Here is a 25,602-nt window from a genome sequence, read left to right as displayed (position 1 = left end):
TGTCCGGCCACTCGTCGCGGCCGCCACCACCGGCTCACCGGTCGATCTCGACGTCGCCGCCGACATCACCGACCTGCCGCACCGGCCCTTTGGCCGACGACCGGGTCACCGACTGGGCGTCACCACTGCCGTGTCCGGCCGGCGGGGACGACGCTGAAGGGGGCGGCGGCGCTTCCGCGGCCGGTGCGGGTCCGATCCGTACGCTGCCGGACACTCCCCGCACCTGAGCGACATCACCGCCGATGGCCGAGTCCGTCACCGATTGACCGCCGGAGCCTCTGCGAGCGCCGAAGGCGCCGGTCACCGTGAGCCCGAGACCGGCCAGGCCCACGAACAACCCGAGCACGCTGGCCACCTTGTCCGCCCGGTCCAGACCCTGGACGGCCAGGAACACTCCCAACCCGACGACCAGCACCCCGCCGGCGACCGCCGGCACCCATCCGCGCATCGAGCCACCTCCATGGCCGGTCATGAGGCAGCGTATCGGCTCTCCGCCAGATCAACCGGGTCCCGGCCGTCGCCTCAGGCGTTGGTCTGCAGGACCCAGGTGACGCCGAAGCGGTCGGTGAGCATGCCGAAGCCGGGGCTGAACGGCGACGGCCCGTACTTCTCGACGATCTCCGCGCCGACGGCGAGCTTCTCCCACAGCGCGCCGACCTCCTCGGTGGTGTCGCCGCCGACGGCGACGAAGAACCGCTCGCCGGTCAGCGTCAGGCCGTTCTCCCGGGTGGTGACGGTCGGTGCGGCCGCGGCGGGCGAGTGGCTGGGTGCGTCGTACGCCGCGATGCGGAACCCGTTGTCCGCGGTGACCTGGCCGAAGACCACCTTGTCGGCGTCGGGCAGTTCCTTCGGCATACCGAAGTCGCCGTACGCGACGACCGTCAGCCGGCCGCCGAAGACCGACTGGTAGAACTCCAGCGCCGCTCGGGCGTCGCCGCGGAAGTTCAGGTGCGTGGTGGTGGTGAGCGCCATGCGAGGACTCCTTGTTGTGCTCCGTTGTTGGATCGAGAGTCGCAGCAGTAGGTGACAGGATGTGGCACCTACTCCGGGCAGAATCAGATTCATGCCCAAGACCTCGGCCCGGCTCCTCGCCTTGCTGTCTCTCCTGCAGGCGCGGCGGGACTGGCCCGGCACCCTGCTGGCCGACCGTCTCGGCATCAGCCTGCGCACCGTGCGCCGCGACGTCGACCGGCTCCGCGAGCTGGGTTACCCCATCGCCGCGGTCAAAGGCCCGGACGGCGGCTACCGGCTCGGCGCCGGCACCGAGCTGCCACCGCTGCTGTTCGACGACGACCAGGCCGTGGCCCTGACCATCGCCCTGCAGGTCGCCGCCACCAGCTCGGCCGACGGCCTGGCCGAGGACGCCGCGCGGGCCCTGAACACCATCCGGCAGGTCATGCCGGCCCGCCTGCGCCATCGCATCGCGGCCCTGCAGGTCACCGCCGTCGACCGCCCCGCCGCGCCGGTCGACGGCGACGTGCTGATGGCGATCAGCGCCGCCGTCCACGCAAAGGAGGTGCTGCGCTTCGACTACGGCTCGGACGCCCACCCGCGCCGCGCCGAGCCGCATCACGTCATCACCCGGGGCGGACGCTGGTACCTCGTCGCCTACGACCTCGACCGCCAGGACTGGCGCACCTTCCGCGCCGACCGGATCACCGTGCGGACACCCAACGGTCCCCGCTTCACCCCGCGGGAACTACCCGGCGGCGACGTGGCCGCGTACGTCATCGGCCAGTTCCGCGGCTCCAGCGACGGCAGCTGGCCCTGCCAGGGCACCGTCATCCTCGACCTGCCCGCCGCGACCGTCGCCCTCTACACCCGCGACGGCCTCGTCGAGGAGGCCGGCCCCGACCGCTGCCGCCTCACCCTCGGCGCCTGGTCCTGGCCCGCCCTCGCCGCCACCATCGCCCGCTACGACGCCGACATCGAGGTCGTCGGCCCGGCCGAGCTGGCCGAGGCTTTCGCCCATCTCGCCCAGAGATTCGCCCGAACCGCGCGTGACCAGCGGGGGTTACTCGGCGGGTTTGATGTTGGCTGACCAGCGTTCCTCGACGCGGCCGAAGCGCCAGATCGCGATGGCGACGATCCACGACACGACGAACAGGCCGACGATGCCGTAGCCGGCGTAGTCGAGCGGGATGGAGCCGATCGCGGCCAGCGGCCCGCTGGTGATGTGGGCCTGGTCGTCGAGCACGCCGATCAGCTCGATGGTGCCGATGATCAGGGCCACCGCGACCGAGATCGACGTGATGGTGATGTTGTAGAAGACCTTGCGGACGGGCTTGGCGAAGGCCCAGCCGTACGCGGCGTTCATGAACACGCCGTCGATGGTGTCCATCAGGCACATCGCGGCCGCGAACAGGATCGGCAGCACCAGGATCGAGTAGAACGGCAGGTTGAACGCGGCCGCGCCGCCGGCCAGCACGAGCAGCCCGACCTCGGTCGCGGTGTCGAAGCCGAGCCCGAAGAGCACGCCGATCGGGTAGATGTGCCACGGCTTGCGCACCGACTTGGTCAGGCCGCCGAGGAACCTGTTCATGAAGCCGCGCTTGTTCAGCTGGTCCTCGAGGGCCTGCTCGTCGTAGCGGCCCTGCTTGAGCTCGCGGAAGACCTTGATCACGCCGAGCAGCACGACCAGGTTGAGGATGCCCAGGACCCACAGGAACACCCCGGACACCGACGCGCCGATCACGCCGGTCACCGAGTGCAGGGCGCTGCCGTCGTCCTCGACCTGCCCGGCCAGGGCCTTCACACCGATCGAGAGCAGGAAGGCCAGCCCGAACACGATCGTGGAGTGGCCCAGCGAGAACCAGAAGCCCACGGACAACGGCTTGCGGTCGGTGTTCTCCTGCATGAGCTTGCGCGTGGTGTTGTCGACCGCCGCGATGTGGTCCGCGTCGAAGGCGTGCCGCAGCCCGAACGTGTAGGCGAGCACGCCGACGCCGACCGTGAACACGGGATGAGCCCCGCCGAGGTGGAAGTGCTTCGGCACGACGAAACCGAACAGCAGCCCGAACCCGATCACGTGCAGCAGGACGATGAAGCCGGCCATGCCGTACAAGGCTCGCCGGTCCCGGCCTGTGAGGCTCTGCCGGAAGCGGGCGAACCCGCTGATGTTGGTGCTCATGTGGTTCTTCTTTCGCAAGGACCGCCGGTCGCGACGCTATGCCCGTTGATCTTCAGTTGCAAGACTCTGGCAATAGCGCCCAGGTGACAACCGGAAGAACGTGGGAACTCCCGAGCTTGTTGCCACAAGTTAGCAACTACTGCATGATGGGCTTAAGGCGGGTGACACGTGGCCGTGACCCATCCGCCCAGAGGGAAAAACGAAGAAGGCGTCCCGGGGCCGCGATGATCCACGCTCACCCGGGGCGCCTTTGTCATCTGTGACGCGGGTATCTGTTCACCTGGCCGCTATTGATCATCTTGTTCGGTTGCTGCACATTGTTGGCAACAACCAAGCTTGGAGGTCAAGGTGTCGTCCGCTGTGGCGGAAGTGTTCGTGGCCCAGCGGCGCCGCACGACCCTTTGGGTGCTGGGCCTGGTGGCCGGGCTGATCGTCACGGGAGTGATCGCGGTCGGCACGGGGGCGATCGCGATCGGCCCGGCCACCGTCGCCCAGATCCTGGGCCACAAGCTGGTCGGGCTGCCCTCCGAGGTGAGCTGGACGCCGCCGCAGGAGGCCATCGTCTGGCAGGTGCGGCTGCCCCGGATCCTGCTCGGCATGCTGGTCGGGGCCGGCCTCGCGGTCTGCGGCGTCGCGCTGCAGGCCATGGTCCGCAACGTGCTGGCCGACCCGTACCTGCTGGGCATCAACTCCGGCGCCTCCAGCGGCGCCGCGGCGGCCATTCTCTTCGGGGCCGGTGCCGGCTTCGGCCAGTACGCCCTGTCGGCCAGCGCCTTCCTCGGCGCGCTGGCCGCCTCCCTGCTGGTCTTCCTGTTCGCTCGCAGCGGCGGCCGGGTCACCTCGATGCGGTTGTTGCTCTCGGGTGTCGCGGTCGGCTACGCGCTCTACGCCCTGACCAGCTTCCTCATCTTCGCCTCGGGCTCGGCCGAGGGCTCCCGGTCGGTGATGTTCTGGCTGCTGGGCTCGCTCGGCCTGGCCCGCTGGGACGCGCTGCTGGCCGTGGCCGCGATCGTCATCGGCGGCACCACCGCCTACCTGACCGTCAGTGGCCGCCGCCTGGACGCGCTGGCCGTCGGTGACGAGACCGCGCACACGCTCGGGATCTCGCCCGACCGGTTCCGGATGCGGCTGCTGGTCATCGTCTCGCTCTGCGTCGGGGTGCTGGTCTCGGCCTCCGGCAGCATCGGCTTCGTCGGCCTGGTCGTGCCGCACCTGGCCCGGCGCATCGTCGGGGCCACGCACGTCCGGGTGGTGCCGGTGGCCGCCCTGCTCGGCGCGATCCTGCTGGTCTGGGCCGACGTGGTCGCCCGCGTCCTGCTGGCCCCGCAGGAGATCCCCATCGGCATCATCACCGCGCTGCTCGGCGCCCCGTTCCTGTTGATCCTCATCCGCCGCCTGCACGCCATCGGAGCCTGACATGAAGAAGCTCGTCGCGACCCTGGCCGTCCTCACTCTCGCCGGATGCGGCGCCGCCGACGACGCCACCGCAAGCGAGGCCGGCGGCAACTACCCGCTGACCGTCAAGAACTGCGGCGCCGACGTCACCTTCGACAAGGCACCCGAGCGGACGGTGCTGCTCAAGAGCGCCGCGGTTCCGTACCTGCACGATCTGGGCGTGCTGGACCGGGTCACGGCGCGGGCGGGCCAGTACCCGAAGGAGTACTACGACGCCGGGACCCTGGCCGAGCTGGACCGGATCCCGCTGCTGACCGACAAGACCGACACCAGCGGCCACCTGCAGATCTCCAAGGAGGTCGTGATCAGCCAGCAGCCCGACCTCGTCTTCGGCCAGGTCGACAACCTGTCACGCGACACGCTCTCCGCCGTGGACATCCCGCTGCTCGAGGAGCCGGCGATGTGCGAGGGCACGACGGCCGTGCCCACCTTCGACGACATCTACAGCCAGCTGGAGACGTACGGCAAGGTCTTCGATCGTCAGCAGCAGGCGGCCACCGCGGTCACGGCGCTCAAGGAGCGCTTCGCCAAGATCAAGGGAACCGGCGCGGGACGTACGGCGGCAGTCCTGTACCCGACCGTCGGCGGGGGCGTGACGTACGCGTACGGCAGCACCAGCATGGCCCACCCGCAGCTGGAAGCCGCAGGCTTCAAGAACGTCTTCGGGGACTCGAAGGAGCGCGTCTTCGAGGCGACGCTGGAGGAGCTGCTCGGCCGCAACCCGGACGTGCTGATCCTGCTCTACAGCGACGGCGACCCGGCCGCGGTCGAGAAGGCGATCACCCAGCTGCCCGGCGCCTCGCAATTGAAGGCGGTGCAGGGTAAGAACGTCATGACGCAGCTGTTCAACTTCACCGAGCCGCCGTCGCCGCTGTCGGTCGACGGCCTCGAGAAGATCGTGCAGCGCTTCCAATGATCCACGCCTCCTCTGTGTCGTGGCGGTACGGCGCCAACCCGGTGCTCGACGGCGTCGATGTGGTCGCGCAACCCGGGCGCGTGCTCGGGCTGATCGGGCCCAACGGCAGCGGCAAGACGACGCTGCTGCGACTGCTGTACGGCGCGTTGCGCAGCCCGACCGGCACGGTGACCGTCGACGAGACCGCCCTCGAGTCGCTCTCGCCCCGGGAGACGGCCCGGCGGCTCGCCGTGGTGGTGCAGGAATCGGGCGGCGAGACGGCTTTGACGGTGGCCGAGATGGTGCTGCTCGGCCGCGGACCGCACCTGTCGACGTTCCAGCGCGCCGGCGCGGCCGACCACGAGACCGCCGCTTCGTCTCTGGACCGGGTCGGCGCCACCCACCTCGCCGGGCGCGCGTTCGCCGGTCTGTCCGGCGGCGAGCGGCAGCGCGTACTGATCGCCCGGGCGCTGGCCCAGCAAGCCACCCACCTCTTGCTGGACGAGCCGACCAACCACCTCGACATCCGCTACCAGCACGAGATCCTGCACCTGGTCCGCCGGCTCGGCACCTGCTCCATCGTGGTGTTGCACGACCTGAACCTGGCCGCCCGCTACTGTGACGACCTGGTGCTGCTCGGCGGCGGCGACGTCGTGGCCGCCGGCCCGGTGTCCGACGTGCTGGACCCGGCCATCCTCGAACCCGTCTACGGCATCGGCATCAAACGCCTCGACCTCGACGGAAACCTGCACCTGCTGTTCGACCTGGGAGTTGGCGTATGACCGCCTGCACCGAACGGCACTCAGCTGGACCGGCGAACGGCCTCGCAGGTGAGGGCCAGAAGGGCATACGAAAGGTGGGCGCAGTATGACCGCGCAGGACCGCATCAACGAGTACTGGACCGGCCGGGCCCCGTCGTACGACGAATACCAGCAGCGCCCGTCGCGGCTCGCGGCCGACACCGCGGCGTGGTCGGCCGTGTGGTCGGGCGCGCTGCCTTCGCAACCGGCCGACGTGCTCGACGTGGGCGCCGGCAGCGGCCAGGTCGCCCGCGTCCTGGCCGGCCTCGGCCATAACGTCACCGGCATCGACCTCTCACCCGGCATGCTCGACGAGGCCCGCAAACACGGCACCACCGCGACCTTCCAGCTCGGTGACGCCGTCGACCCGCCGTTCGCCCCCGCCTCGTTCGACGTGATCACCGGCCGGTACGTGATGTGGACGCTCCGGTCGCCGGAAACCGCCGTGGCCAACTGGATCCGCCTGCTGCGCCCCGGCGGCACGGTCGCGATGGTCGACAGCACCTGGTTCCCCGACGGCCTCGACAAGTCCTCCGAGACCTTCACCGGCTTCTACGACGAGTCCGTCCAGGCCGTCCTGCCCCTGGCCGCCTCCCGCTCGATCGACGACACCGCCGCGGTCCTCACCCGCGCCGGCCTCCAGGACGTCACGGTCACCCCGCTCACCACGATCTACGAGCTGGATCAGCAGTACGGCGTGGCCGAGAACCACGAGCTCCAGATGCAGTTCCTCATCACCGGCCGGATCCCGCGCTGACCCGAAGCCGGCGGCGGCCAACTGACGAGTCACGCGGTACGGGGTGGCTGCTTGCGCGACAAGTAGTAGTGCCAGACGAGCATCGTCCCGATGGTGCGGTACGGCGACCATTGCTGGAGACCGGCGGTCAGGTCGTCGATGGTGGTCGCGCGCGGCAGTCCGCTCAATTCCTTGAGGCCGTTGACCGCCGCCAGGTCGCCGGCCGGGAACAGATCGGCCCGGTGCAGGGCCAGGATCAGGTACACGTCGACCGTCCAGTTGCCGACGCCTTTCAACCGGACCAGGCGCTCCCGCACTTCCTGGTCCGGCCGAGTCTCGAGATCCGAGAGATCAAGCTCGCCGTCGGCGATCTCTCGGGCCAGACCACGGACGTACGCGGTCTTCTGCCGGCTGAAATAGGCCGCGCGCAGGTCGTCGTCGTTCAGCGCCAGCACGTTCTCCGGTGTGATGAGCCCGATCCGCTGCCGCAACTTCTCGAGGGCGGCCTTGGCCGAGGCCAGGGAGACCTGCTGCTCGAGGATGAACCAGACGAACGACTCGAAGGTGTTGGGGCGGCTCCAGAACGGCGGGTAGCCGAACTCGTCGATGACGGATCGCAGCCGACGGTCGCGAGACGCGAGCTTTTCGCACAGAGCGGGCAGCTCGGCCTCGGAAAAGACCTGAACCGTGGAATCGCTCGCCATCATGGGCTCACCCTGACATATCGCGGGTGCGCCGGCTCGTGACGGTCACAGGTGGCCGAGGTGTTTCCACATCCGGTGCAGGACGTCCAGCTGGGCGGGGTTGTAGACGTCCAGCAGAACCCTGATCAGGGCGTCGCCGGCGGTGGGGGAGGTGAGCGCCGGGCGCAGCTCCGGGGGCAGGGGATGCCGGGCCTCGACCGCTCTGGCCTGGGCCGCGAAGTGGCCGGCGAGGCGTTCGCGGGTGGCCTCGTCCGCGTCCTCGGTGAGAGCGTCGAACTCGGTGGTTTCGGGGTCGCGGCCGGAGCTGTCGATCAGGGCGCGCCAGTGGTCGGCGCTGGCGTCGCCGGCCATCTGAGCCAGGACGGCGTACAGCGAGCGGTCGGCGGGGGAGAGGTCCGCGGCGGCGGCGGACATCCGGGGTGGCATGTCGGCCGGCGCCGGGTGCTCGCGGAGCTCGGCCAGTTCGGCCCGGGCGTGTTCGAGGCGGTCGATCGCCGCCGACAGCGAGGCGTCGACGGCCTGGATCGTGCTGTCGTCGGCCGGGGCATCGCCCACCTCGGCTATCTGAGCCAGGGTGAACCCGAGCTCGGTGAGCCGGCGGATCTGGACCAGCCGGACCAGGTGGCGTGTGCGGTAGGCCTTGTAGCCGTTCGAGCGCCTCTCCGGCTCCGCCAACAGGCCGATCTCATGATAGTGCCGCACCGCCCGCAGGGTCGTCCCCGCCAGCAGGGCCAGCTCCCGGGTGCTCCAGCCCACCGTTTCCGTCCTTCACCGCTCGCCGGACTTGAGTATGCCGCGACGGCACAGTGTCTCCTACCCGGAACCCGAACGGTTCGGGGTCGCGGCTCACCGCGATGGAGACAACGGATGTGAACAATGAGCGGTACCCGGTGGCTCTGGCCGTCGGCGGCCGGCCTGGCCCTGGCCGGTGTCGGCGCGTGGATCGTGACGCAGATCGGCGCCGGTGGTGCGCTGGCCGGCCTGCCGATCGCCGCCGCGGTCACGGCCGTGGTGGTGGCGGCCCTGCGGTGGCTCGGCCGTGGGGCGGGGCGGGAACGGCGGGGACTGCTGATCTCGGCGTTTCTGTGGGGCGCGTCGTTCGCGGCGCTGGGCGCCATCTTCTCGCAGCGCTGGCTGCAACAGTTGACGGACGCCCTCGGCGGAAAGGACTTCAGCCGGTGGTTCCATCCGCTGGTGACCACCCCGGTCACCGAGGAGGTGTTCAAGGCGCTGTTCCTGCTCTGGCTGCTGGTGGCTCGCCGGCGTCAGATCCGGGGACTGCTCGACGGCATCGTGCTCGGCGGGCTGGCCGGGGCCGGGTTCGCGTTCAGCGAGAACGTCTTCTACCTGGGCGGGGCGATCATGAAGTTCACCGCCGGGGGCGAGGACGCCGCCACGGTCCTGGGCGTGACGTTCTTCCTGCGCCTGGTGCTGGTGCCGTTCATGCACCCGTTCTTCGTGGCGATCGCCGGCCTGGGCGTGGCCGCGTCGTACCGGAGCCGCGTCTTCATCCTCCTCGGCCTGCTGGCCGCCGTCGCGTTGCACGGTGTCTGGGATTACGCGGGCCTCGCCTCCGCCGATCACCTCCTGATCTTCAGGATCTACGGGGCGGTGATGGTCCCGCTGTTCGTCGCGCTGCTGGTCACGGCGCTGGTTCTCCGGCGCCGGTCCGCGCGATGACCGCGAGGGGCCGGGACGTCCCGGGTCGCCACCAGTTCCAGCGGCCGAGCAGGGACATCGTGGCCGGGAGGAGCAGACCGCGTACGACTGTGACGTCGAGCAGGACCGCGACGGCCATGCCGACACCGATCTCCTTCACCGCGACCAGGCCGCCCAGGACGAATCCGAGGAACACGACGCCGATCGCCAGCGCGGCCGTGGTGACGACGGGGCCGGTGGCGGTGATGCCGGCCAGGACGGCGCGGTCATTGGCCGTACGATCGGTCGCCGTCCGCCGGTCCCATTCCTCCTTGATCCGGGCCAGCAGGAAGACCTCGTAGTCCGTCGAGAGGCCGAAGGCGAAGACGAACAACAGCAGCGGGGTGGTCAGGTCCAGCGCACCCCACGGTTCGAAGCCCAGCAGGCCGGCGCCCCAGCCCCATTGGAAGACGGCGACCAGGACGCCCATGGTCGCGGCCAGCGTCAGCATGTTCAGGGCGAGGGCCTTGACCGGCACGACCACAGACCGCGTGAGGGCGAACAACAACGCCCCGGTGGCCACGACGATGATCGCCAGGGCGAGGGGCAGGCGGTCGGCCACCGATTGCTTGGCATCGACCAGTTCCGCGGCGGGTCCGGCCACCAGTACGGGTGTGGGCGCGCCGATGGCCCGTACGGCTGCCACCAGGTCTTGGGCTTGCTCGCCGTCCGCGGCTCCCTTCGGTATCACGTCGGCGACGCTCACCCCGGGTGGCAGTTCGGAGCGGACGAACACTTCGGACACGCCAGGCAGGGCCCGTACGGTGTCGACCAGGCCGGCCGAATCGCCATCGGCCACAATGGTCAATGGTGCTTTCGGCGGGTCGGCGAAGTTGCCCTGCACTGCCTCGTACGTCTGCCGGGCCTCGCTGCTCTTCGGCAGCGCCCGGACGTCGGAGTTGGCGAACTCGGCGAACAGCAGCGGAGCGCTCAGCACCAGCAGGCCGACGGTCGCCGCCAGGGCCACCGCTGCCGGCCGCCGTTGAGCGGAGGCGGCCAGCCGCGCCAGTACGCCGGGGCCTCGCCTCGGCTTCCGGTCGGCGGCGGGGATGCGCCGATGGGCAACTGCGATCAACGCCGGTACGAGGGTCAGCCCGGCCGCCGTCGTCAACGCGACCACGAGCGCCCCACCCATCGCCATCGCGGACAGCAGCGGATCGCCGAACGCGAACAGGCCCACGAGGGCCGCGGTGACCGCCGAACCGGACACCAGCACGGCCCGGCCGGCGGTGGCCACCGTACGGGACATCAGCTCCGCCAACGGCGCCCGCGGACCGGTGGCCCGCTCCTCCCGGAACCGGGCGATCATCAGAAGGCTGTAATCGACCGCCAGCCCGATCCCGAGCAGGGTGACCACATTGACCGCGTAATCGCTGACCGGCAGGAAGCCGGCCAGCCCGGTCAGCGCCAGCAACGTGGCCGCGACCGCACCCAGGGCGGCCGCCAACGGCAGCAGACCGGCCACCAGACCACCCAGCATCACGACCAGCAGGATGCCCACGCAGACCAGCGCGACGGACTCGCCGACGGCCGCGTCGCGTACGGCCTGATCGCCGAACTCCCGTTCGGCCAGCAGCTCCCCGCCGATGAGGATCTCCGGGGCGTCGATGCGGCGCAGGGCGGCGCTCACCTCGTCGGCGGCCCGCAACGCCTCGTCGTCGCTCAGGCCCGGCTTCAGCTCGACCGTGACCAGCGAGCTGCGGTTGTCGCGGGAGACCTTCCGCGACCCCGTGGTGTACGAGTCCTCGACCTCGGCCACCCCGGGCATCGCGCGGATCTCGAACGCGATCCGGGTGACGCTGGAGACCAGATCGGTGGCCCCGACATCGCGCCCGGAGATGACGGCGACCAGTCGTTCGCCCTCGGGCGCCACCGCGTCCAACCGGTCCTGCGCGGCGGTGACCGGGGTGTCGACCGACTGCGTACGGTCGTAGACGCTGCCACCGAAACCGGCGCCGGCCAGCGCGACCACCACCCAGGCGGCCAGGACGGCGAGACGCCGGACGTAAACCGTACGACCCAGCTCAGCAAGCATGGACCGCGTCACGCAACCGGTGTGGAGTCAGGTTCCCCGGCGACCGGCGCCGGCCGGCGGACCGCCGCGACGGTGTTGGCCACACCGACGGCGGCCACCAGGGCGAGCGTGATCCAGAGCCCCCACCCGTACCGGAACATGTCGCTGACCTCGCCGTAGACGGCCCCTTCGCGCAAAGCCGGGCGCTCGATACGCTCCGAGAAGACCCCGGACATCACCGAGGCCACCACGCCGGTCGCGTCGTTGCGGGCCAGCACCGTCGCGCCGGCCAGAACCACCGCGGCGGCCAGGGCGAGCCCACCGGTGGCCGTCGTGCGCCACGTGCGCGACGGCAGCGCCGTGGCGGCGAGCGCGGCGAGCAGGAGCGCTGCCGCCGGCCAGGCCAGCGGGAGCGTGGGCAGGGACGCGGGCGGCGCGCCGAGAAACTCCTCGACCTCGGCATCGTCCAGCCGGCGCATCGGTTCCTTGTCCGCGTCGTCGGTCAATTCGACATCCGGCCGCCCGCCGGTGAGGACGTCGATGCCGGTGTACGACAGCCGCCACTGTGCACGGGGAGCCTCCTCACTCGAACAGGACGCGGTCAGAAAGGGCAGCAGTAAGCAGAAGCCGGCCAGGATCAGACCGGCCGGACTGCCCAGCCGCAGGCTTCGCCTCGTTCGTGAATTGTCTTCGCGCACCGCATCACCCTGCCTGGAACCGCGGCCGACCGCCAGCGCGTCAGCATGTCACGGCCGGATACCGTTCAGCACAACGGTTCGTAGGCGAGGCGCCCGGGTCTCTTGCTCCTCCGGGGTGATCCGGGACAGATAGCCGATGAGCAGCACGACGTCGCGGGCGTCGATGTCCTCGCGCACCGTTCCGGCCGTTCGGCCCGCGGTCAGCAACAGATCGACCGCCTCCTTGATGCGGCGATGGCTGTGCTCGCTCACGTCGGCGCGCATCGCGGCTTCGACCGAGGCGAAGACTCCGCGTTTCACCCACGCGTACTCCTCGACCCGTTCCAGCCACTTCTCCAGTGCCTCGGCGGCCGGTAGCGCACGCACCAGCACCTCGGCGGCGTCGCACATCTCGTCGACGTCGTGGCGGTAGACCTCCAGCAGGAGGGCGTCGCGGGTGGGGAAGTGGCGGTACAGCGTGCCCTGGCCGACGCCGGCCGCTTTGGCGATCTCGTTGAGCCGGATCTCCTCGACGGCGCCGGCGCGGCTGACGACCTCCTTCGCGATCCGCAGGATGCGGGCCCGGTTCTCGGCCGCGTCGGCGCGCAGCGGCGTCATCGCTCTCCCTCCTTGGCGAATCTTTCCTGGTGAATCTTCCGTGGCGACTCTTGCCTGGCGTAAGCGGACACATGTCCGCTACGCTGTGAAGGTAAGCGGACAGATGTCCACTTCTTTCTTGGGGGAGAGTACGCGATGACTTCCACTTCGAACATCCGGGCGACCCGCGTGGTGGCGATCACCGGCGCCAGCAGCGGCATCGGCGAGGCGACCGCCCGCGAACTCGCCGCCCGCGGCGCGGCCGTGGTCCTCGGCGCCCGACGGCTCGACCGGCTGGAGAAACTGGCCGACGAGATCCGCGAGCAGGGTGGGCGGGCGGCCACGCGGGCGGTCGACGTCACCTCGCGTGACGACCTGAGCGCGCTGGTGGCGCAGGCCGTGGACGAGTTCGGCCGCCTCGACGTGCTGGTGAGCAACGCCGGCATCGCCCGGATCGGCCCGATCGCCGACCTGGACGTCGACGCCTGGAACGCGATGATCGACGTGAACGTGCGCGGCGTGCTCAACGGCCTCGCCGCGGCCCTGCCGGTCTTCGAACGCCAGCGGCGCGGCCACTTCGTCACCACGGTCTCGACGTCCGGTCTGAAGATCGTGCCAACCCAGGCGGTGTACGCCGGGACCAAGAACGCCGTGCGCACCCTGCTCGAGGGGCTACGGCAGGAGTCGACCGCGGGCTGGCTGCGAACGACCTCGGTCTCGCCAGGTTATGTGCGCACCGAACTGGCCGACTACGTCGACGACCCGCAGCTGCGCGAACAGACCCGCAAGAACATGGCCGAGTTCGCCATCAGCCCGGAGGCGGTCGCGCGAGCCATCGCCTTCGCCATCGAGCAGCCCGCCGACGTCGAGATCGGCGACATCACCATCCGCCCGACCGCGCAGGGCTAAGGCCTTGACTGTGTCGTGAGCACAGGGTGTCGCATGGGGGCATGATTCAGGTTCGTGAAGTGACCAAGCGGTACGGCGCGAAGACGGTCGTCGATCGCTTGTCGTTCGAGGCGAGGCCCGGTCAGGTCACCGGTTTTCTCGGGCCCAACGGGGCCGGCAAGTCGACCACCATGCGGATGATCGTCGGCCTCGATGCGCCGACCTCCGGCGACGTGCTGGTCAACGGCAAGCCGTACGCGTCCTCGAAGGCCCCGCTGCACGAGATCGGCGTCCTGCTCGAGGCCAAGGCGGGGCACCCCGGCCGTACGGCGGTCAGCCACTTGCTGGCCCTGGCCCGTACGCACGGCATCCCGCGCGCCCGTGTCGACGAGGTGCTCGGCCTGACGGGGCTCTCCGCCGTCGCCCACAAGCGGGTCGGCGCCTTCTCCCTCGGCATGGGCCAGCGGCTCGGCATCGCCGCCGCGCTGCTCGGCGACCCGGCCGTGGTGATGCTCGACGAGCCGGTCAACGGGCTCGACCCGGACGGCGTCCTCTGGGTGCGCAACCTGCTCACCGGCCTGGCCGCCGAGGGCCGCACCGTGATGCTGTCCTCGCACCTGATGAGCGAGGTCTCGCTGATCGCCGACCACCTGGTCATCATCGGCCGGGGCCGGCTGCTGGCCGACACCACCGTGGCCGACTTCGTGACCGCGGAAGGCGTCCGGGTCGTCACCGCCGCCCCCGACGCGCTGCGTACGGCGATCGCCGGTCCGGGTGTCACCGTCACCTCGACCGGGGCCGAGGAACTGCTCGTGACCGGCGCCACCGCCCGGGCGATCGGGCTGGCCGCGGCCGCCCGCGGCATCCCGCTGTTCGAGCTGACCCCGCAGAACACCTCGCTCGAAGAGGCCTTCATGACCCTGACCCACAACGCCGTCGAATACGAGGCCGCCCGATGAAGATCACCCCGGCCGGTGTCGTCGCCGCCGAATGGACCAAGTTCTCCTCCCTGCGCTCCACCTGGGTCACGACCGGCATCTCGGTCTTCCTTCTGATCGCGTTCGGCATGATCGCCTCGGCGTCCGTCTCGGACGACAGCCTGTCGTCGGTCGATCTGGCCCTGTCCGGCAGCACCCTGGCCGCCCTCGCCGTCGGCGTGCTCGGCGCGCTGCTGGGGGCGGGCGAATACACCACCGGCATGATCCGGGCGACCCTGGCCGCGGTGCCGCGCCGGTTGCCCGTGCTCTGGTCGAAGAGCCTGGTGGCCGGGACCGCTGCCCTGGTCACGATGACGGCCGGCGCCTTCGCCGCGTTCGCGCTGGGCTCGGCCGTGCTCAACGACGAGGTCGGCCGTCTCGCCCTCGGCGACGACGGTGTGCTGCGGGCCCTGTTCGGCGCCGGACTCTATCTGGGCCTGGTCGCGGTGCTCGGCGTCGCGCTCGGCATGCTCGTGCGTTCCAGCGCCGGGGCCATCGCGATCCTGGCCGGCCTGCTGCTGATCGTCCCCGGTCTGGCCGCGCTGCTGCCGGACTCGATCGCCGACACCATCACCCCGTACCTGCCGAGCAACGCCGGCAGCGCCGTGATGGCACTGACCCACGACGACGGCACGTTGGGGCCGTGGACCGGTCTCGCGGTCTTCGCCGGATACGTCGTCGTGGCCCTGGCCGCCACGGCCGTTCGCCTCAAGAAGACCGACGCGTGAAGGGCAGGACCGACATGGAACAGGCGGCGCAGAGACCGGTCGTCGAAGTGGAGCACCTCAACGTCTCGTACGGCGAATTTCAGGCCGTCAAGAACTTGACCCTCCGGGTCGAGCAAGGCGAGCTGTACGCGCTTCTGGGCACCAACGGTGCGGGCAAGACCTCGGCTCTGGAGGTCGTCGAGGGGCATCGACCGGCGTCCTCGGGCACCGTACGCGTCTTCGGGGAGAGCCCGGCGGACCGGCGCGCGGTGCGTCCGCGGATGGGCATCATGTTGCAGGAGAGCGGGTTCTCGGCCGATCTCACCGTCGCGGAGTCGGTCCGGCTGATCGGCCGGCTCTCCGGCCGCACGGATTCGGTCGACCGGGTCCTGGACGTCGTCGATCTCACGCGCAAGGCCGGGACCCGGGTCGGGCAGCTGTCCGGCGGCGAGAAGCGGCGACTCGACTTCGCCACCGCTGTCTACGGGCGGCCGGAGCTCATCTTCCTGGACGAGCCGACCACGGGGTTGGACATCCAGTCGCGTGATGCGTTGTGGGCGGCGGTGGGTGAGCTCCGTGGCTCGGGCTCGACCGTCATTCTGACGACGCACTACCTCGAAGAGGCGCAACAGCACGCCGACCGTATCGGGCTGATGCACCAGGGCACGCTGCGCACCCAGGGAACGGTGGCCGAGCTGACCCGGACGCTGCCCGCTGCGATCCAATTCTCGTTGTCTCCCGGGGCTCCCACCCCGCCCCTCGGCGCCGCCCAGCCGGAGGGCCCGTACCGGATCGAGACGTTCGAACTGCAAGCAGATCTCAAGCGGCTGCTCGACTGGGCGGACCTGTACGACGTCGACCTGCACGGGCTCTCCGCTGCGCCGACCCGGCTGGACGACGTCTTCCGCGCCATCGAGACCGACGTGGCACCGACCCCGACCCGTTAGAGGCGACGACACGCTTCCCATCGCGTACAGCGAATTCGCTCAGATCTTCCGCAACCGGGCCGTGCTGATCTCCAACCTCATCATGCCGTTGCTGGCCAGCGCCTTCTTCATCTACCGCCGCGACGCGTTCGCCGAGATCGGCAGCCTGGGCTACATCGCCGCCGTCCTCGTCTTCACCGTCGGCGCGTTCAGCCTCTACACCACGGCGGTGACCACCCTGGCCGCCCGCCGGCAGGACCTGTTCCTCAAGCGGCTGCGCTCCACCGCGGCCACCGACCCGGCCATCCTGGCCGGCCTGACCCTGCCGGTCGCCCTCACCGCCGTCGTCCAGGCCGTGGCCATCCTGGGCGTCTTCGCCGCGGTCAGCGGCCACCCGGCCAACGTCACACTGCTGGCGGTGTCGATCCTGGCCACCTTCGTCATGATGTTCGCCCTGGCCCTGGCCACCGCCGGCCTGACCGGCTCACCCGAGCAGGCCCAGGTCACCACGCTGCCGATCAGCCTGCTCACCATCGCCGTGGCCAGCTGGGTCGGCATCACCGGCACGGAAAGCCTCACCCTGCTCAAGCGGGTGCTGCCCGGCGGATCGGCCACCGAGCTCATCGTGCACACCTGGAACGGCGGCGTCCCCCTCACCGAGTCGCTGCCGCTGCTGGCCCCGACGCTCGCCTGGGTCGTCGTCGCGATCGTGCTCGCCCTGCGGCTGTTCCGCTGGGAACCCCGCCGATAAGGTGCTAGCTTGCCCGGGAGGGCTGATCGACGCGGCGTCGAGGGCCGAGGGGCGAGACCTGGGAGGGGCCGATATGGCCTGGAGCACCAGGGAGCTCGCCGAGCTGGCCGGCACCACTGTGAACACCATCCGGCACTACCATCGGCTCGGTCTGCTCGAGGAGCCGGAGCGCCGATACAACGGCTACAAGCAGTACGGGGTGTCGCATCTCGTCTGCCTGCTGCGTATCCGGCGCCTGGTGGCTCTCGGCGTCCCGCTGTCCCACATCGGCGCGGCCATGGCGGACGGGCAGGTCCCCCCGGAGGTGCTGCGCGAGGTCGACGCCGAGCTCGAAGCCGAGATCGAGCGCCTGACCAAGGCCCGCGCCGACATCGCGGCCATTCTGCGCGACGGCGCGCCGGCCGACGTCCCGGAGGGTTTCGAATCGGTCGCGCCGCGCCTGTCCGAGGCCGACACCTCGCTCATCCACATCTACACCCGGCTGTACGACGACGACGCCATGAAAGACCTGAAACGCATGGTGGAGACCGACACCGACCCGGTCAACGCCGAGCTGGACGCCCTGCCGCCGGACGCGGACGAGGCCACCCGGCGCGACCTCGCCGAGCGGCTGGCGCCGGTCATCGCCCAGAACCTCATCGACTATCCGTGGCTCACCGACCCGGGCGCCCACTTGTCGAACAGCGAGCAGGTCACCCAGCAGACTTTCGTCGACGCCGTGGTCTCGGTCTACAACCCGGCCCAGGTCGACGTGCTCACCCGGGCCAGCCTCCTCGCGCACCAGCAACTGAATCCGGACCCGACGGCGCCTTGACCCGGTGGTTGGGACACGGTTTTGACTGGCTCTGAGGAGAGGAGCCAGTGCTGTGCCCAGAACGAAGAACCGCGTCGGCATTTTGATTCTCACGCTGGTAACAGCCGGAATCACGGGCTGTACGTTCGCGGAGAACGAGAGTCCGGCGTCCGGACTGGAGAAGTTCCACGCGCAGAAGCTGGAGTGGAAGGGCTGTACGGAGTTCGCCACCAGCAAGCGTGAGGCGGAGATCCTGGCCGACCCCAAAGCCGAGTGTGCGCGAATGAGCGTGCCGCTCGACTACGCCGACCCGCAGGGCGATACGGCGTCGGTCGCGGTTCTGCGGGTCAAGGCGCGGGGCCAGTCGAAAGGCTCGGTGGTCTTCAACCCCGGCGGCCCGGGTGGCTCCGGGGTCCTCGGTGGTCTGGCCGTCAGCCGGGCCCTGGCCAAGAGCCGCATCACCGAGAGCTTCGACGTGGTGGGCTTCGACCCCCGTGGAGTCGGCGCCACCAAGCCGGCCGCTGACTGCTACTCGGAGAAGGGCACGACCCGCGGGGACAGGGTGTTCCCCTCCTTGACGCTGGTCGTCGATCTGACCGAGGAGGAGCCCTGGGTGACGAGAAGCTGACCTACCTCGGCCAGAGCTACGGCACGCGGCTCGGGTCCGTCTACGCCGAGCAGTTCCCGGACCGGGTACGGGCGATGGTGCTCGACGGCGCGTTCGACCCCACGCTCGGCACGATCGATCGGCGGCTCGCCGCGTACGCCGGCTTTCAAAGGTCTTTCGATGTGATGGCCGCCGCGTGCGCCGAACAAGCCTCGTGTCCCCTCGGGACCGATCCGAAGGCGGCGACGAAGAACTTCCAGGCGATCATGCAACCGCTGCGTGACAAGCCGGTGCCGGCGGCCGGTCAGGAGCTCGACTTCGATGGTGCCCTCGGCGGCGTGATCGCGGGCCTCTACGGCCCGAGTCTGTGGCCCACCGTCGTGCGTGGCCTCTCCGAACTCAAGCAGGGGCGCGGTGATGCGCTGCTGGGGTTGGCCCGGGACATCGGCGGCGGTGAAGCCGACGAGGCGGTGAACGGCAACGTCACCGAGGCCCTGTTCGCGATCAACTGTATGGACGAGCAGCGCCTGACCCCGGCCGACGTGGCCGAGCTGCGGACCCGGACGTTCGAGGTGGCTCCCTTCATGAACCCGGGTGGCGACATCACACGGGGCGCCCGCGACGGCTGTGAGTTCTGGCCCGCTCGGCCCACCCTCACCATTCCGTACGCCCAAAGCGTGCCGGGCCTTCCGCGGACGCTCGTCGTCTCGATCACCGGGGACCCCACCACGCCCCACGCCGGCGGCATCAAGCTCGCGGAGATCCTCAAGAGCTCGCTCTTGACGGTGAAGGGCGAGGGGCACACGGTCGTCTCGGCCGGGACGAACAAGTGTGTCGACCGGATCGCCGCCGACTATCTGGTCGACCTGAAGCTGCCCGGAACAATGCCCACCTGTTCGGCGTAGACAGAGTTCCGGGCCGGCTGCTCCCGTTACAGGTAGCCCGGCTTCGGGGGCTCGACGGCGGTGAGGCCGCCGTCGACGGGGATGTGGGCCCCGCTCACGAACGAGGCGCCCGGGCCGGCCAGGAACGCGATGACCTGGGCGACGTCTTCCGGCTGGGCGAAACGGCGCAGCGGGGTCAGCGGGATGTAGCCCCGGAGGTATTCCTCGGGGGCGCTGGTGAGGACCGGGCCGGGGGCGACGGCGTTGACGCGGACGCCGGACGGCCCGTACTCGGCCGCCCAGGCGCGGGTCAGCGAGCTCACCGCCGCCTTGGTGGCGGCGTAGACCGCGTTGTTGACGTCCCCGACCACGGCCGCGCCGCTGCTGACATTGATCACGCTGCCGCTGCCGCGCTCGGCCATCTTCGGCGCCAGGGCGGTGGTCAGCTGGTAGACCGCGCGGACGTTGGCGTCGAGCATGGCGTCGTACTGTTCGCCGCTGATGTCGGCGCTGGGGCCGAAGCTGCCCACCCCGGCGTTGTTCACCAGGATGTCCACCTCTCCGGACTCGCGGGCCAGGCGGGCCACGTCATCCTGATCGGTCAGGTCGGCGGCCACGAAACGGGCCATGCCGCCGTCGGCCTGGATCTTCTGCACGACTTCCTGCCCGCGCTGGGCGTCGCGTCCGGTCACCACCACGCCGGCGCCGAGCGCGGCGAGAGCGTAGGCCGTCGCCCGGCCGATGCCGGTGGTGGAGCCGGTGATCAAAGCAGTCTTGCCGGTCAACTCGCTCATGACGAAAATCCCTTCCGGTTCTGTACCGATCGATCGGTACGGAACCACGGTAGCACTTCCGGATCGATCGGTACGTAACTGGTAAGGTTGCTCACATGGACGGTGAGCAGAGCGGTCGCGGGGGCCGGCCGAGAGGCTTCGACGCCGACGAGGCGCTCGAGAACGCGATGCGGGTGTTCTGGCAGAACGGCTACGAGGGCGCGAGCCTGTTCGACCTGACCGAGGCCATGGGGATCAGCCGTACGAGCATGTATGCGGCCTTCGGCAACAAGGAAGAGCTGTTCCGCAAGGTCCTGAGGCGATACAGCGACGGCCCGGCGTCGTACGGCGACGAGGCGCTGGCCGAGCCGACCGCCCAGCAGGTGGCCGAGGTGTTCCTCCGCGGCGCGGTCCGCAGTGCCACCCTGCCGGGCTACCCCACCGGGTGCCTGAGCCTGCGGGCCTCCCTGATCGGCGGTGAGAGCGGGCAGGGGGTCCGCGAGCTGCTGGCCGCCTGGGGAGAAGAGACCAGGTCGAAGCTGACGGACCGGTTCCGCCGCGCGGTCGAGGAGGGTGACCTGCCGCCCGGGACCGACCCGGCCGTCCTGGCGAAATACGTCATCACCATCGGGAACGGCATCGCCGTGCAGGCCGCCGCCGGCGCCGAGCGCGACATCCTCCAGCAGGTCGCCGACGCCGCCCTGCGGAACTGGCCACCGGTCTAGCCAAAAGAGGGTAGTGAGATCGCGGAGAACACGGTGGCCGGGTCGTAGGTTCGCTTCGCGGTGAGCAGGCGGGCTGTGTTGGGGCCGTAGGCGGCGTCGGCCTGATCCCGTTCGTCCGGCCCGATGAGGTTGACGTAGCCGCCCGGCAGGGCGTGCGGCCGAAGCTCGGCTGACACATCGCGGGCCCACGCCGCGTGCTCGCCGGGAAGGTCCGGGGTCCACACTGCGGCGATCTCGACCACGAAGTGCGGGGTGCGGTAGCCGAAAGCGGTCTCGCCCGGATCGACCATGGTGGACGGTCCGCGGAGCTGGTTGATCGGGATTCCGGACATCGCAGTGGTGACCGTGTCGCCGGCGTGCACCAGGGCACGCGCCACCGCCGGGGTGATGTCCCGGACGGTCCGGGTCCGCATGGCGACCTGCCGGCCGGCCGGGGTCAGCGTCTCGTAGAAGGCCATCAGGTCGACGTAACCCATATCGGAGACCTGGCTGGACGTCACCGTTCCCAGACCTGCGAACTTGTCGATCTCGGCGCGGCCCTCCTCCGGGTCGCCGGACCAGACGGGCAGGGCGAACAGTCCCGGCTTACCGGTCGGCGAGGTGAAGACGCCGAGCTGGGTGGTGAGGGCGTCCGGCGCGTCGTGCATGTAGCCGGCCAGGAGAGGGAACAGCTGCTCGGCCTCCTCCCAGGCGAAGAAGAGGATCCCCACGGTGAGCCGCTCGACGGGATGGAGCCGGACCCGCAGCTCGGTGACGACACCGAAGTTCCCCCCGCCGCCCCGGATCGCCCAGAACAGCTCCGGCTCATGGGTCTCGTCGGTCTCCACGATGCGGCCGTCGGCGAGCACGACCTGCGCGCCGACGATGTTGTCCACGGCCAGGCCGTAGCGGCCGGACAGCGGCCCGTAGCCGCCACCGAGACTGAGCCCGGCGAACCCGACCGAACCCACGTTGCCGGCCGCCGCCGCCAGCCCGTGAACAGCGGCGGCGGACTCCACCGAGGCGGAGGTGGCGCCTCCGCCGATCCGGGCGATCCTGCGCCGAGCGTCGATCTGAACCGCGCTCAGATCGCGGATGTCGAGCACGAGCCCGCCGTCACGGACCGACCGGCCGGCGGGATCGTGTCCGCCCGAGCGCACCGACAGCGCCAGCTCACCCCGGTCGACGACGGCTCGCGCCACCTGCTCGGCCGTTGCGGGCCGGACCACGGCCGCCGGGCGGTGTCTGACGGCGCCGTTCCACACATCCACGTGAGTCTCCCATCGATGCCTTCGCCTCCCGTTGACCTTCCGGCGCGACGGTAGCGAGATCGTCTGGAGATCTAGTGGACAGCATGTTCACACCACACGGTCCAGCGAAAGGTCAGAGCTGTTCGGGTGTGGCCAGCCGGTAGACGAACTCGCCGAGCCCGGCCTGGGCGATGGCGATGACGGCGTGGGCGAGACCCTCCTGAGTCGCGGCCATACGCAAATCCCCCAAGCGGACCGCTTCATACCCCGCGTCGAGGCTCAGCCGCTCCACGACGCGCCGGGCCTCCTCGTCACCGGACCACAGGTTGCTCGGTCGTACGCGGGCACTGCCGATCCGTCCGTACAAGTCGGCGATGTTGGTGTTGAAGATCTTGGCGGTCGGCCCGCCGGTCACGGACTTCACGTACTCGGCGTTCGAGGCGAACCCGGCCGGAGGCTTGACGTCGCCGTAGAGGTTGGTGGCGTCCAACACCGTCTTGCCGGACAGTCCCGTCACCGACGACAGAGCCGCTTGCACCGCATCGCCGGGGACGGCGATCAGCACCACTTCCGCGGCGGCGGCATCGCCGCCGGGACGACCGAGCCGCTCCACCCGGTGGCCGGCCCCCTCCCAGAGACCGGCCAGTCCGCCGCCGATGTTGCCTCGTCCGATCACGGTGATGTTCATGGATCCCCCTACAGGTCCGGAACGCGTCTGAAGTGTCCGCGTCCGCCGAGACACGTTAAGACGATCTTCTGAGGGGCGTCCAAGACTTGTACGGGCGCCGGGCGATAGGTTTTGTCTATCGATATCAACCCGCGCGTCCTTCGCTACTTCCTGGCCGTGGCCGAGGAACTTCACTTCGGCCGGGCGGCCGCACACCTCTACATCTCCCAGCCGTCGCTGAGTCACCAGATCCGCAAACTCGAGGAATCGCTGGGAACTCCCCTCTTCGTGCGTTCGAGTCGCCGGGTGCAGCTCACCGCCGCCGGCCGGATCCTGGCCGACGAGGCGCCGGCCGCGCTGACCGCGCTGGAACGGGCGCTGGAGCACGCCCGCCTGGCCGGGTCGGGCCAGGCGAGGACGATCCGGCTGGGATACACCCCGGTGGCGAACTTCGGCAGCCTCACGGCGCTTCTGGATGGTGTCGCGGAGAACCATCCCGACGTGACGATCGACGCCCGGGAGGTCTTCAGCGCCGAGATCGCCGAACGAATCCGCCTCGGCGAGCTGGACATCGGCCTGGCGCTTTCACCACAACTGCCGGACGGGGTGACCGGTGAGATTCTCCGTCAGGAGTCCGTCACCGCGCTTCTCAGCACCCGTCACCGCCTGGCCGCGGCCCCTGAGATCCGGGTCGAAGAGCTTCGCGACGAGACGCTGTTGCTGTTCCCCCGTCACCTCGCGCCGGTGTACTACGACGGCATCGTCGCCGCGTGCCAGAGTGCCGGTTTCTCCCCCGAGATTCGCGCCTTCGAGGAGCCGGCGGTCAACGCCATGCTCGCGCGGCTCTCCACCGGGCGTGAGATCGGCCTGGCCCCGGCGTCGTTCGCGGAACACGCGGTCAAGGCCGGCACCCGCGTCGTACCTCGCGCTGTCGTCGATCCACCGATCCCGGCCGACCTCTCGATGTTGTGGTCCGCCGACGATTCGTCCCCGGCCGTGACCGGCGTCGTCGCCACCGCCCGGCGATGCGCGGACCACCACGGATGGCGCCGCTGACGGGCGCCGGCGATCGGTTGAAGCTTGACCCTGTTCGAAGAACACGGTGTCTCCTGGGCCCGAGCCGCGCACCTGCCCAGGCCGGCTCGGCCGACGAGAGGAATGGCATGAAGAACACGTGGCCGCGGCTGCGCGTCGCCGACTGGACCGAGACCCGCGACACCCTGCACATGTGGACCCAGATCGTCGGCAAGATCCGGATGGCGTACGCGCCGCGGGCCAACCACTGGTGGCACGTCACGCTCTATCCCACCGCCCGCGGCCTGACCACCTCGGCCGTGCCGTACGACAACGGCGTCTTCGACATCGAGTTCGACTTCGTCGACGACCGGCTGCGCGTACGCGCCAGCGACGGTGACTCGCGTGAGGTAGCCCTCGAACCCAAGCCCGTCTCGGCGTTCTACGGCGAGACCCTGGAGGCGCTGGCCGCGCTCGGCCTGGAACCGAGCATCCACCCCGTGCCGAACGAGGTCGAGTTCGCGATCCCCTTCGCCGACAACGACCAGCACAGTTCCTACGACGGGGAGGCCGTACGGCTGTTCTGGCGCCAACTGCAGCAGGCCGAGCGGGTGCTGGGCCGCTTCCGTTCCGAGTTCGTGGGCAAGGCCAGCCCGGTGCACTTCTTCTGGGGTGCGATGGATCTGGCGTACACCCGCTTCTCCGGCCGCGTCGCCCCGCCCCACCCGGGCGGCGTGCCCAACTGCCCGCCGTGGGTCATGCACGAGGGCTACTCGCACGAGCTGGCCAGCTTCGGCTTCTGGCCGGGTGGCGGCGAGGAGGGCGCCTTCTACGCGTACGCGTATCCGGAGCCGCCCGGGTACGCCGAACGCACGGCCGCCTACTACGACAAGGGCCTGCGGGAGTGTCTGCTGCCGTACGAGACGGTGGCCGACTCGGCCGACCCCGACACGACACTGCTGGACTTCCTCCGCGGAACCTACGCGGCCGCGGCCGATCTGGCCGACTGGGACCGCTCCGCCGTGGAGGCGTGACGGTCGCGTCCCCTGGACCGGGGGGCCAGGGGACGCGACGTACGCCGTTCACCGCGCCAACGAGCGCATCAGCCCTTCCAGATCGCGTTCGCCCTCGACCGTCTGCACACCCTTGGCCGCGGCGTCCGCCATCAGCTGCCGGGTCCCGGGACGGCCGATCAGCGCGCCCCACGCGGACTCCTCCCGGGCGAAGCCCTCGGTGAGATCCTCAGGGGGCAGCGCACTCTTCATGCCGGCGACGACGCCTTCGGGGAGAGCGGCGATGTTGTGCGCCACCCGATCGACGTGGGCGTCCAGCTCGGCCGAGGGCACCGCGCGGTTGATCCAGCCGTAGTCGGCCGCGGTCCGCGCGTCGAACAGCTCGCCGGTCAGCAGGATCTCCAGCGCCCGGTTGCGGCCCATCCGCTGACGGAGGTACTGGGTGGCGCCGCCGCTCGGCACGATCCCCATCAGGGCCTCGATCTGCCCCAGCCCAGCGGTCTCCTCCGCGGCGAACGTCATGTCGGCGGCCGCGACGAACTCCGCCCCGCCCCCACGCGCCTTCCCGGCCAGCTTGACGATCGTCACCTGCGGCTGATGCCGGACGAGCTCACCGACGGCCTGGAACACGTTGACGCCGGCCGGGGCCTGGGCTGCCATCGCCTGCAGCTCGTCCATCTGCTCGACCACGTTCATGTCGACGTGGGCGATGAAGAACTCCGGGTTCGCGCTGGAGAAGACGATCACCCTCGTCGCCGGGTCGTCGCGCAGGGCGGCCAGGACCGTGCGCAATTCCCGCATCATCGTCACGCTCAGCGCGTTCACCGGCGGGTTGTCCAGCACGATCGGGTCCGTACCAAGATCGGTGTTTCCGGCGCTTGGTTAGTAGGTTTCGGCGGCCGGCCAGCGGTCACCGAAGGTGATGGCGAAGGCATTCAGCAC

29 protein-coding genes are annotated in these 25,602 nt (G+C 70.1%); 17 read left to right on the top strand and 12 right to left on the bottom strand.

Features of this window, described 5'->3' with window-relative positions; genetic code table 11:
- Nucleotides 1-34: 34 nt before the first annotated feature.
- Together AB0J66_RS39480 and AB0J66_RS39475 are read right to left on the bottom strand one after the other, a co-directional pair.
- Nucleotides 35-448, bottom strand: a complete 414-nt coding sequence (locus AB0J66_RS39480) for a hypothetical protein (protein ID WP_364672237.1) — start codon at nucleotides 446-448, stop codon at nucleotides 35-37.
- 74 nt (nucleotides 449-522) lie between these two features.
- Entirely contained in the window at nucleotides 523-972 is a 450-nt protein-coding gene (locus tag AB0J66_RS39475; protein ID WP_364672236.1) for a VOC family protein, read from the bottom strand.
- A gap of 91 nt (nucleotides 973-1,063) precedes the next feature.
- Here AB0J66_RS39475 and AB0J66_RS39470 point away from each other — a divergent pair, with 91 nt between their 5' ends.
- Nucleotides 1,064-2,041 (top strand): YafY family protein, encoded by a 978-nt coding sequence (locus AB0J66_RS39470; RefSeq protein WP_364672234.1) that lies wholly within the window; start codon nucleotides 1,064-1,066, stop codon nucleotides 2,039-2,041.
- Here AB0J66_RS39470 and AB0J66_RS39465 read toward each other — a convergent pair.
- Entirely contained in the window at nucleotides 2,015-3,130 is a 1,116-nt protein-coding gene (locus AB0J66_RS39465) for a HoxN/HupN/NixA family nickel/cobalt transporter (protein ID WP_364672232.1), read from the bottom strand. The two genes, AB0J66_RS39470 and AB0J66_RS39465, sit on opposite strands and share 27 nt — an antisense overlap.
- Nucleotides 3,131-3,490: 360 nt before the next feature.
- On the opposite strand from AB0J66_RS39465, the gene AB0J66_RS39460 reads away from it, so the two are divergent.
- The 4 genes from AB0J66_RS39460 (at nucleotide 3,491) to AB0J66_RS39445 (ending at nucleotide 7,037) form a co-directional block, all read left to right on the top strand.
- Nucleotides 3,491-4,546 (top strand): iron ABC transporter permease, encoded by a 1,056-nt coding sequence (locus AB0J66_RS39460; RefSeq protein ID WP_364672231.1) that lies wholly within the window; start codon nucleotides 3,491-3,493, stop codon nucleotides 4,544-4,546.
- Nucleotide 4,547: 1 nt separating this feature from the next.
- Nucleotides 4,548-5,501 carry an ABC transporter substrate-binding protein gene (locus tag AB0J66_RS39455; RefSeq protein ID WP_364672229.1) on the top strand — a complete coding sequence of 318 codons (954 nt, stop codon included), beginning with the start codon at nucleotides 4,548-4,550 and terminating at the stop codon, nucleotides 5,499-5,501.
- Nucleotides 5,498-6,262 carry an ABC transporter ATP-binding protein gene (locus AB0J66_RS39450; RefSeq protein WP_364672227.1) on the top strand — a complete coding sequence of 255 codons (765 nt, stop codon included), beginning with the start codon at nucleotides 5,498-5,500 and terminating at the stop codon, nucleotides 6,260-6,262. The genes AB0J66_RS39455 and AB0J66_RS39450 overlap by 4 nt, the downstream gene beginning before the upstream one ends.
- Nucleotides 6,263-6,347: 85 nt before the next feature.
- Complete coding sequence (locus AB0J66_RS39445; RefSeq protein ID WP_364672226.1) at nucleotides 6,348-7,037, top strand: class I SAM-dependent methyltransferase; 690 nt, start codon at nucleotides 6,348-6,350, stop codon at nucleotides 7,035-7,037.
- A gap of 29 nt (nucleotides 7,038-7,066) precedes the next feature.
- On the opposite strand, the gene AB0J66_RS39440 is transcribed toward AB0J66_RS39445, so the two are convergent.
- Together AB0J66_RS39440 and AB0J66_RS39435 are read right to left on the bottom strand one after the other, a co-directional pair.
- A complete protein-coding gene (locus tag AB0J66_RS39440) occupies nucleotides 7,067-7,723 on the bottom strand; it encodes a DNA-3-methyladenine glycosylase 2 family protein (protein ID WP_364672224.1) in 657 nt (218 codons plus the stop codon).
- Nucleotides 7,724-7,765: 42 nt separating this feature from the next.
- Entirely contained in the window at nucleotides 7,766-8,476 is a 711-nt protein-coding gene (locus AB0J66_RS39435; RefSeq protein ID WP_364672223.1) for a MerR family transcriptional regulator, read from the bottom strand.
- Nucleotides 8,477-8,596: 120 nt separating this feature from the next.
- On the opposite strand from AB0J66_RS39435, the gene AB0J66_RS39430 reads away from it, so the two are divergent.
- Nucleotides 8,597-9,400: a PrsW family intramembrane metalloprotease gene (locus AB0J66_RS39430; RefSeq protein WP_364672222.1), complete on the top strand. Its 804-nt coding sequence runs from the start codon at nucleotides 8,597-8,599 to the stop codon at nucleotides 9,398-9,400.
- Here the strand turns inward: AB0J66_RS39430 and AB0J66_RS39425 are convergent.
- From AB0J66_RS39425 to AB0J66_RS39415, 3 genes are read right to left on the bottom strand one after another with little or no spacing between them, the layout of a single operon-like run.
- The gene (locus AB0J66_RS39425) at nucleotides 9,363-11,465 is read right to left on the bottom strand and encodes an MMPL family transporter (protein WP_364672220.1); all 2,103 of its coding nucleotides are present in this window, start codon (nucleotides 11,463-11,465) and stop codon (nucleotides 9,363-9,365) included. The two genes, AB0J66_RS39430 and AB0J66_RS39425, sit on opposite strands and share 38 nt — an antisense overlap.
- Complete coding sequence (locus AB0J66_RS39420) at nucleotides 11,462-12,130, bottom strand: hypothetical protein (protein WP_364672218.1); 669 nt, start codon at nucleotides 12,128-12,130, stop codon at nucleotides 11,462-11,464. Before AB0J66_RS39420 ends, AB0J66_RS39425 begins: the two co-directional genes overlap by 4 nt.
- A 48-nt stretch (nucleotides 12,131-12,178) precedes the next feature.
- The gene (locus tag AB0J66_RS39415) at nucleotides 12,179-12,727 is read right to left on the bottom strand and encodes a TetR/AcrR family transcriptional regulator (protein WP_364672216.1); all 549 of its coding nucleotides are present in this window, start codon (nucleotides 12,725-12,727) and stop codon (nucleotides 12,179-12,181) included.
- Nucleotides 12,728-12,862: 135 nt separating this feature from the next.
- Between AB0J66_RS39415 and AB0J66_RS39410 the strand changes: the two genes are divergently transcribed.
- The 8 genes from AB0J66_RS39410 to AB0J66_RS39375 all read left to right on the top strand — a co-directional run bounded on the left by AB0J66_RS39410 (nucleotide 12,863) and on the right by AB0J66_RS39375 (nucleotide 19,260).
- Nucleotides 12,863-13,615, top strand: a complete 753-nt coding sequence (locus AB0J66_RS39410) for an SDR family oxidoreductase (RefSeq protein ID WP_364672215.1) — start codon at nucleotides 12,863-12,865, stop codon at nucleotides 13,613-13,615.
- Between the two features lie 41 nt (nucleotides 13,616-13,656).
- Complete coding sequence (locus AB0J66_RS39405) at nucleotides 13,657-14,553, top strand: ABC transporter ATP-binding protein (RefSeq protein WP_364672214.1); 897 nt, start codon at nucleotides 13,657-13,659, stop codon at nucleotides 14,551-14,553.
- Entirely contained in the window at nucleotides 14,550-15,299 is a 750-nt protein-coding gene (locus AB0J66_RS39400; protein ID WP_364672213.1) for an ABC transporter permease, read from the top strand. The genes AB0J66_RS39405 and AB0J66_RS39400 overlap by 4 nt, the downstream gene beginning before the upstream one ends.
- Nucleotides 15,296-16,225 carry an ABC transporter ATP-binding protein gene (locus tag AB0J66_RS39395; RefSeq protein WP_364672212.1) on the top strand — a complete coding sequence of 310 codons (930 nt, stop codon included), beginning with the start codon at nucleotides 15,296-15,298 and terminating at the stop codon, nucleotides 16,223-16,225. The genes AB0J66_RS39400 and AB0J66_RS39395 overlap by 4 nt, the downstream gene beginning before the upstream one ends.
- A gap of 61 nt (nucleotides 16,226-16,286) precedes the next feature.
- Nucleotides 16,287-16,955, top strand: a complete 669-nt coding sequence (locus AB0J66_RS39390; RefSeq protein WP_364672210.1) for an ABC transporter permease — start codon at nucleotides 16,287-16,289, stop codon at nucleotides 16,953-16,955.
- 73 nt (nucleotides 16,956-17,028) lie between these two features.
- The gene (locus tag AB0J66_RS39385) at nucleotides 17,029-17,769 is read left to right on the top strand and encodes a MerR family transcriptional regulator (protein WP_364672209.1); all 741 of its coding nucleotides are present in this window, start codon (nucleotides 17,029-17,031) and stop codon (nucleotides 17,767-17,769) included.
- Nucleotides 17,770-17,821: 52 nt separating this feature from the next.
- Nucleotides 17,822-18,376, top strand: a complete 555-nt coding sequence (locus AB0J66_RS39380; RefSeq protein WP_364672207.1) for a hypothetical protein — start codon at nucleotides 17,822-17,824, stop codon at nucleotides 18,374-18,376.
- Nucleotides 18,274-19,260: an alpha/beta hydrolase gene (locus AB0J66_RS39375; protein ID WP_364672404.1), complete on the top strand. Its 987-nt coding sequence runs from the start codon at nucleotides 18,274-18,276 to the stop codon at nucleotides 19,258-19,260. The genes AB0J66_RS39380 and AB0J66_RS39375 overlap by 103 nt, the downstream gene beginning before the upstream one ends.
- A gap of 26 nt (nucleotides 19,261-19,286) precedes the next feature.
- Here AB0J66_RS39375 and AB0J66_RS39370 read toward each other — a convergent pair whose 3' ends face one another.
- Nucleotides 19,287-20,033 carry an SDR family oxidoreductase gene (locus tag AB0J66_RS39370; RefSeq protein WP_364672205.1) on the bottom strand — a complete coding sequence of 249 codons (747 nt, stop codon included), beginning with the start codon at nucleotides 20,031-20,033 and terminating at the stop codon, nucleotides 19,287-19,289.
- Between the two features lie 95 nt (nucleotides 20,034-20,128).
- Here AB0J66_RS39370 and AB0J66_RS39365 point away from each other — a divergent pair, with 95 nt between their 5' ends.
- Nucleotides 20,129-20,737: a TetR/AcrR family transcriptional regulator gene (locus AB0J66_RS39365; protein ID WP_364672204.1), complete on the top strand. Its 609-nt coding sequence runs from the start codon at nucleotides 20,129-20,131 to the stop codon at nucleotides 20,735-20,737.
- Here the strand turns inward: AB0J66_RS39365 and AB0J66_RS39360 are convergent.
- Both AB0J66_RS39360 and AB0J66_RS39355 read right to left on the bottom strand, forming a co-directional pair.
- On the bottom strand, nucleotides 20,734-21,987 hold the full coding sequence (locus AB0J66_RS39360; protein WP_364672202.1) for an FAD-binding protein: 1,254 nt from the start codon (nucleotides 21,985-21,987) through the stop codon (nucleotides 20,734-20,736). The two genes, AB0J66_RS39365 and AB0J66_RS39360, sit on opposite strands and share 4 nt — an antisense overlap.
- Nucleotides 21,988-22,099: 112 nt before the next feature.
- Entirely contained in the window at nucleotides 22,100-22,654 is a 555-nt protein-coding gene (locus tag AB0J66_RS39355) for a hypothetical protein (RefSeq protein ID WP_364672200.1), read from the bottom strand.
- A 111-nt stretch (nucleotides 22,655-22,765) separates the two neighbouring features.
- On the opposite strand from AB0J66_RS39355, the gene AB0J66_RS39350 reads away from it, so the two are divergent.
- Together AB0J66_RS39350 and AB0J66_RS39345 are read left to right on the top strand one after the other, a co-directional pair.
- Nucleotides 22,766-23,689, top strand: a complete 924-nt coding sequence (locus AB0J66_RS39350) for a LysR substrate-binding domain-containing protein (protein WP_364672199.1) — start codon at nucleotides 22,766-22,768, stop codon at nucleotides 23,687-23,689.
- A 107-nt stretch (nucleotides 23,690-23,796) separates the two neighbouring features.
- Nucleotides 23,797-24,681 (top strand): DUF5996 family protein, encoded by an 885-nt coding sequence (locus tag AB0J66_RS39345; RefSeq protein ID WP_364672198.1) that lies wholly within the window; start codon nucleotides 23,797-23,799, stop codon nucleotides 24,679-24,681.
- Nucleotides 24,682-24,729: 48 nt separating this feature from the next.
- Here the strand turns inward: AB0J66_RS39345 and AB0J66_RS39340 are convergent, their stop codons facing one another.
- Nucleotides 24,730-25,503 carry an enoyl-CoA hydratase/isomerase family protein gene (locus AB0J66_RS39340; RefSeq protein ID WP_364672196.1) on the bottom strand — a complete coding sequence of 258 codons (774 nt, stop codon included), beginning with the start codon at nucleotides 25,501-25,503 and terminating at the stop codon, nucleotides 24,730-24,732.
- Nucleotides 25,504-25,602: the final 99 nt, after the last annotated feature.

This window comes from Actinoplanes sp. NPDC049598 (genome assembly GCF_040675435.1).
GTDB lineage: Bacteria > Actinomycetota > Actinomycetes > Mycobacteriales > Micromonosporaceae > Actinoplanes.
The sequence above is the reverse complement of the archived record's forward strand: the minus strand, read 5'-3'. Positions and strand labels throughout refer to the sequence as shown.

Bases quoted from the DNA above. Each gene is read 5' to 3' on its own strand.
- AB0J66_RS39400 (WP_364672213.1), top strand. From the start codon at position 14,550: ATGAAGATCACCCCGGCCGGTGTCGTCGCCGCCGAATGGACCAAGTTC.
- AB0J66_RS39450 (WP_364672227.1), top strand. From the start codon at position 5,498: ATGATCCACGCCTCCTCTGTGTCGTGGCGGTACGGCGCCAACCCGGTG.
- AB0J66_RS39430 (WP_364672222.1), top strand. From the start codon at position 8,597: ATGAGCGGTACCCGGTGGCTCTGGCCGTCGGCGGCCGGCCTGGCCCTG.
- AB0J66_RS39440 (WP_364672224.1), bottom strand. From the start codon at position 7,723: ATGATGGCGAGCGATTCCACGGTTCAGGTCTTTTCCGAGGCCGAGCTG.
- AB0J66_RS39410 (WP_364672215.1), top strand. From the start codon at position 12,863: ATGACTTCCACTTCGAACATCCGGGCGACCCGCGTGGTGGCGATCACC.
- AB0J66_RS39385 (WP_364672209.1), top strand. From the start codon at position 17,029: ATGGCCTGGAGCACCAGGGAGCTCGCCGAGCTGGCCGGCACCACTGTG.
- AB0J66_RS39365 (WP_364672204.1), top strand. From the start codon at position 20,129: ATGGACGGTGAGCAGAGCGGTCGCGGGGGCCGGCCGAGAGGCTTCGAC.
- AB0J66_RS39470 (WP_364672234.1), top strand. From the start codon at position 1,064: ATGCCCAAGACCTCGGCCCGGCTCCTCGCCTTGCTGTCTCTCCTGCAG.
- AB0J66_RS39415 (WP_364672216.1), bottom strand. From the start codon at position 12,727: ATGACGCCGCTGCGCGCCGACGCGGCCGAGAACCGGGCCCGCATCCTG.
- AB0J66_RS39405 (WP_364672214.1), top strand. From the start codon at position 13,657: ATGATTCAGGTTCGTGAAGTGACCAAGCGGTACGGCGCGAAGACGGTC.
- AB0J66_RS39355 (WP_364672200.1), bottom strand. From the start codon at position 22,654: ATGAACATCACCGTGATCGGACGAGGCAACATCGGCGGCGGACTGGCC.
- AB0J66_RS39345 (WP_364672198.1), top strand. From the start codon at position 23,797: ATGAAGAACACGTGGCCGCGGCTGCGCGTCGCCGACTGGACCGAGACC.
- AB0J66_RS39475 (WP_364672236.1), bottom strand. From the start codon at position 972: ATGGCGCTCACCACCACCACGCACCTGAACTTCCGCGGCGACGCCCGA.
- AB0J66_RS39445 (WP_364672226.1), top strand. From the start codon at position 6,348: ATGACCGCGCAGGACCGCATCAACGAGTACTGGACCGGCCGGGCCCCG.
- AB0J66_RS39465 (WP_364672232.1), bottom strand. From the start codon at position 3,130: ATGAGCACCAACATCAGCGGGTTCGCCCGCTTCCGGCAGAGCCTCACA.
- AB0J66_RS39480 (WP_364672237.1), bottom strand. From the start codon at position 448: ATGCGCGGATGGGTGCCGGCGGTCGCCGGCGGGGTGCTGGTCGTCGGG.
- AB0J66_RS39455 (WP_364672229.1), top strand. From the start codon at position 4,548: ATGAAGAAGCTCGTCGCGACCCTGGCCGTCCTCACTCTCGCCGGATGC.
- AB0J66_RS39370 (WP_364672205.1), bottom strand. From the start codon at position 20,033: ATGAGCGAGTTGACCGGCAAGACTGCTTTGATCACCGGCTCCACCACC.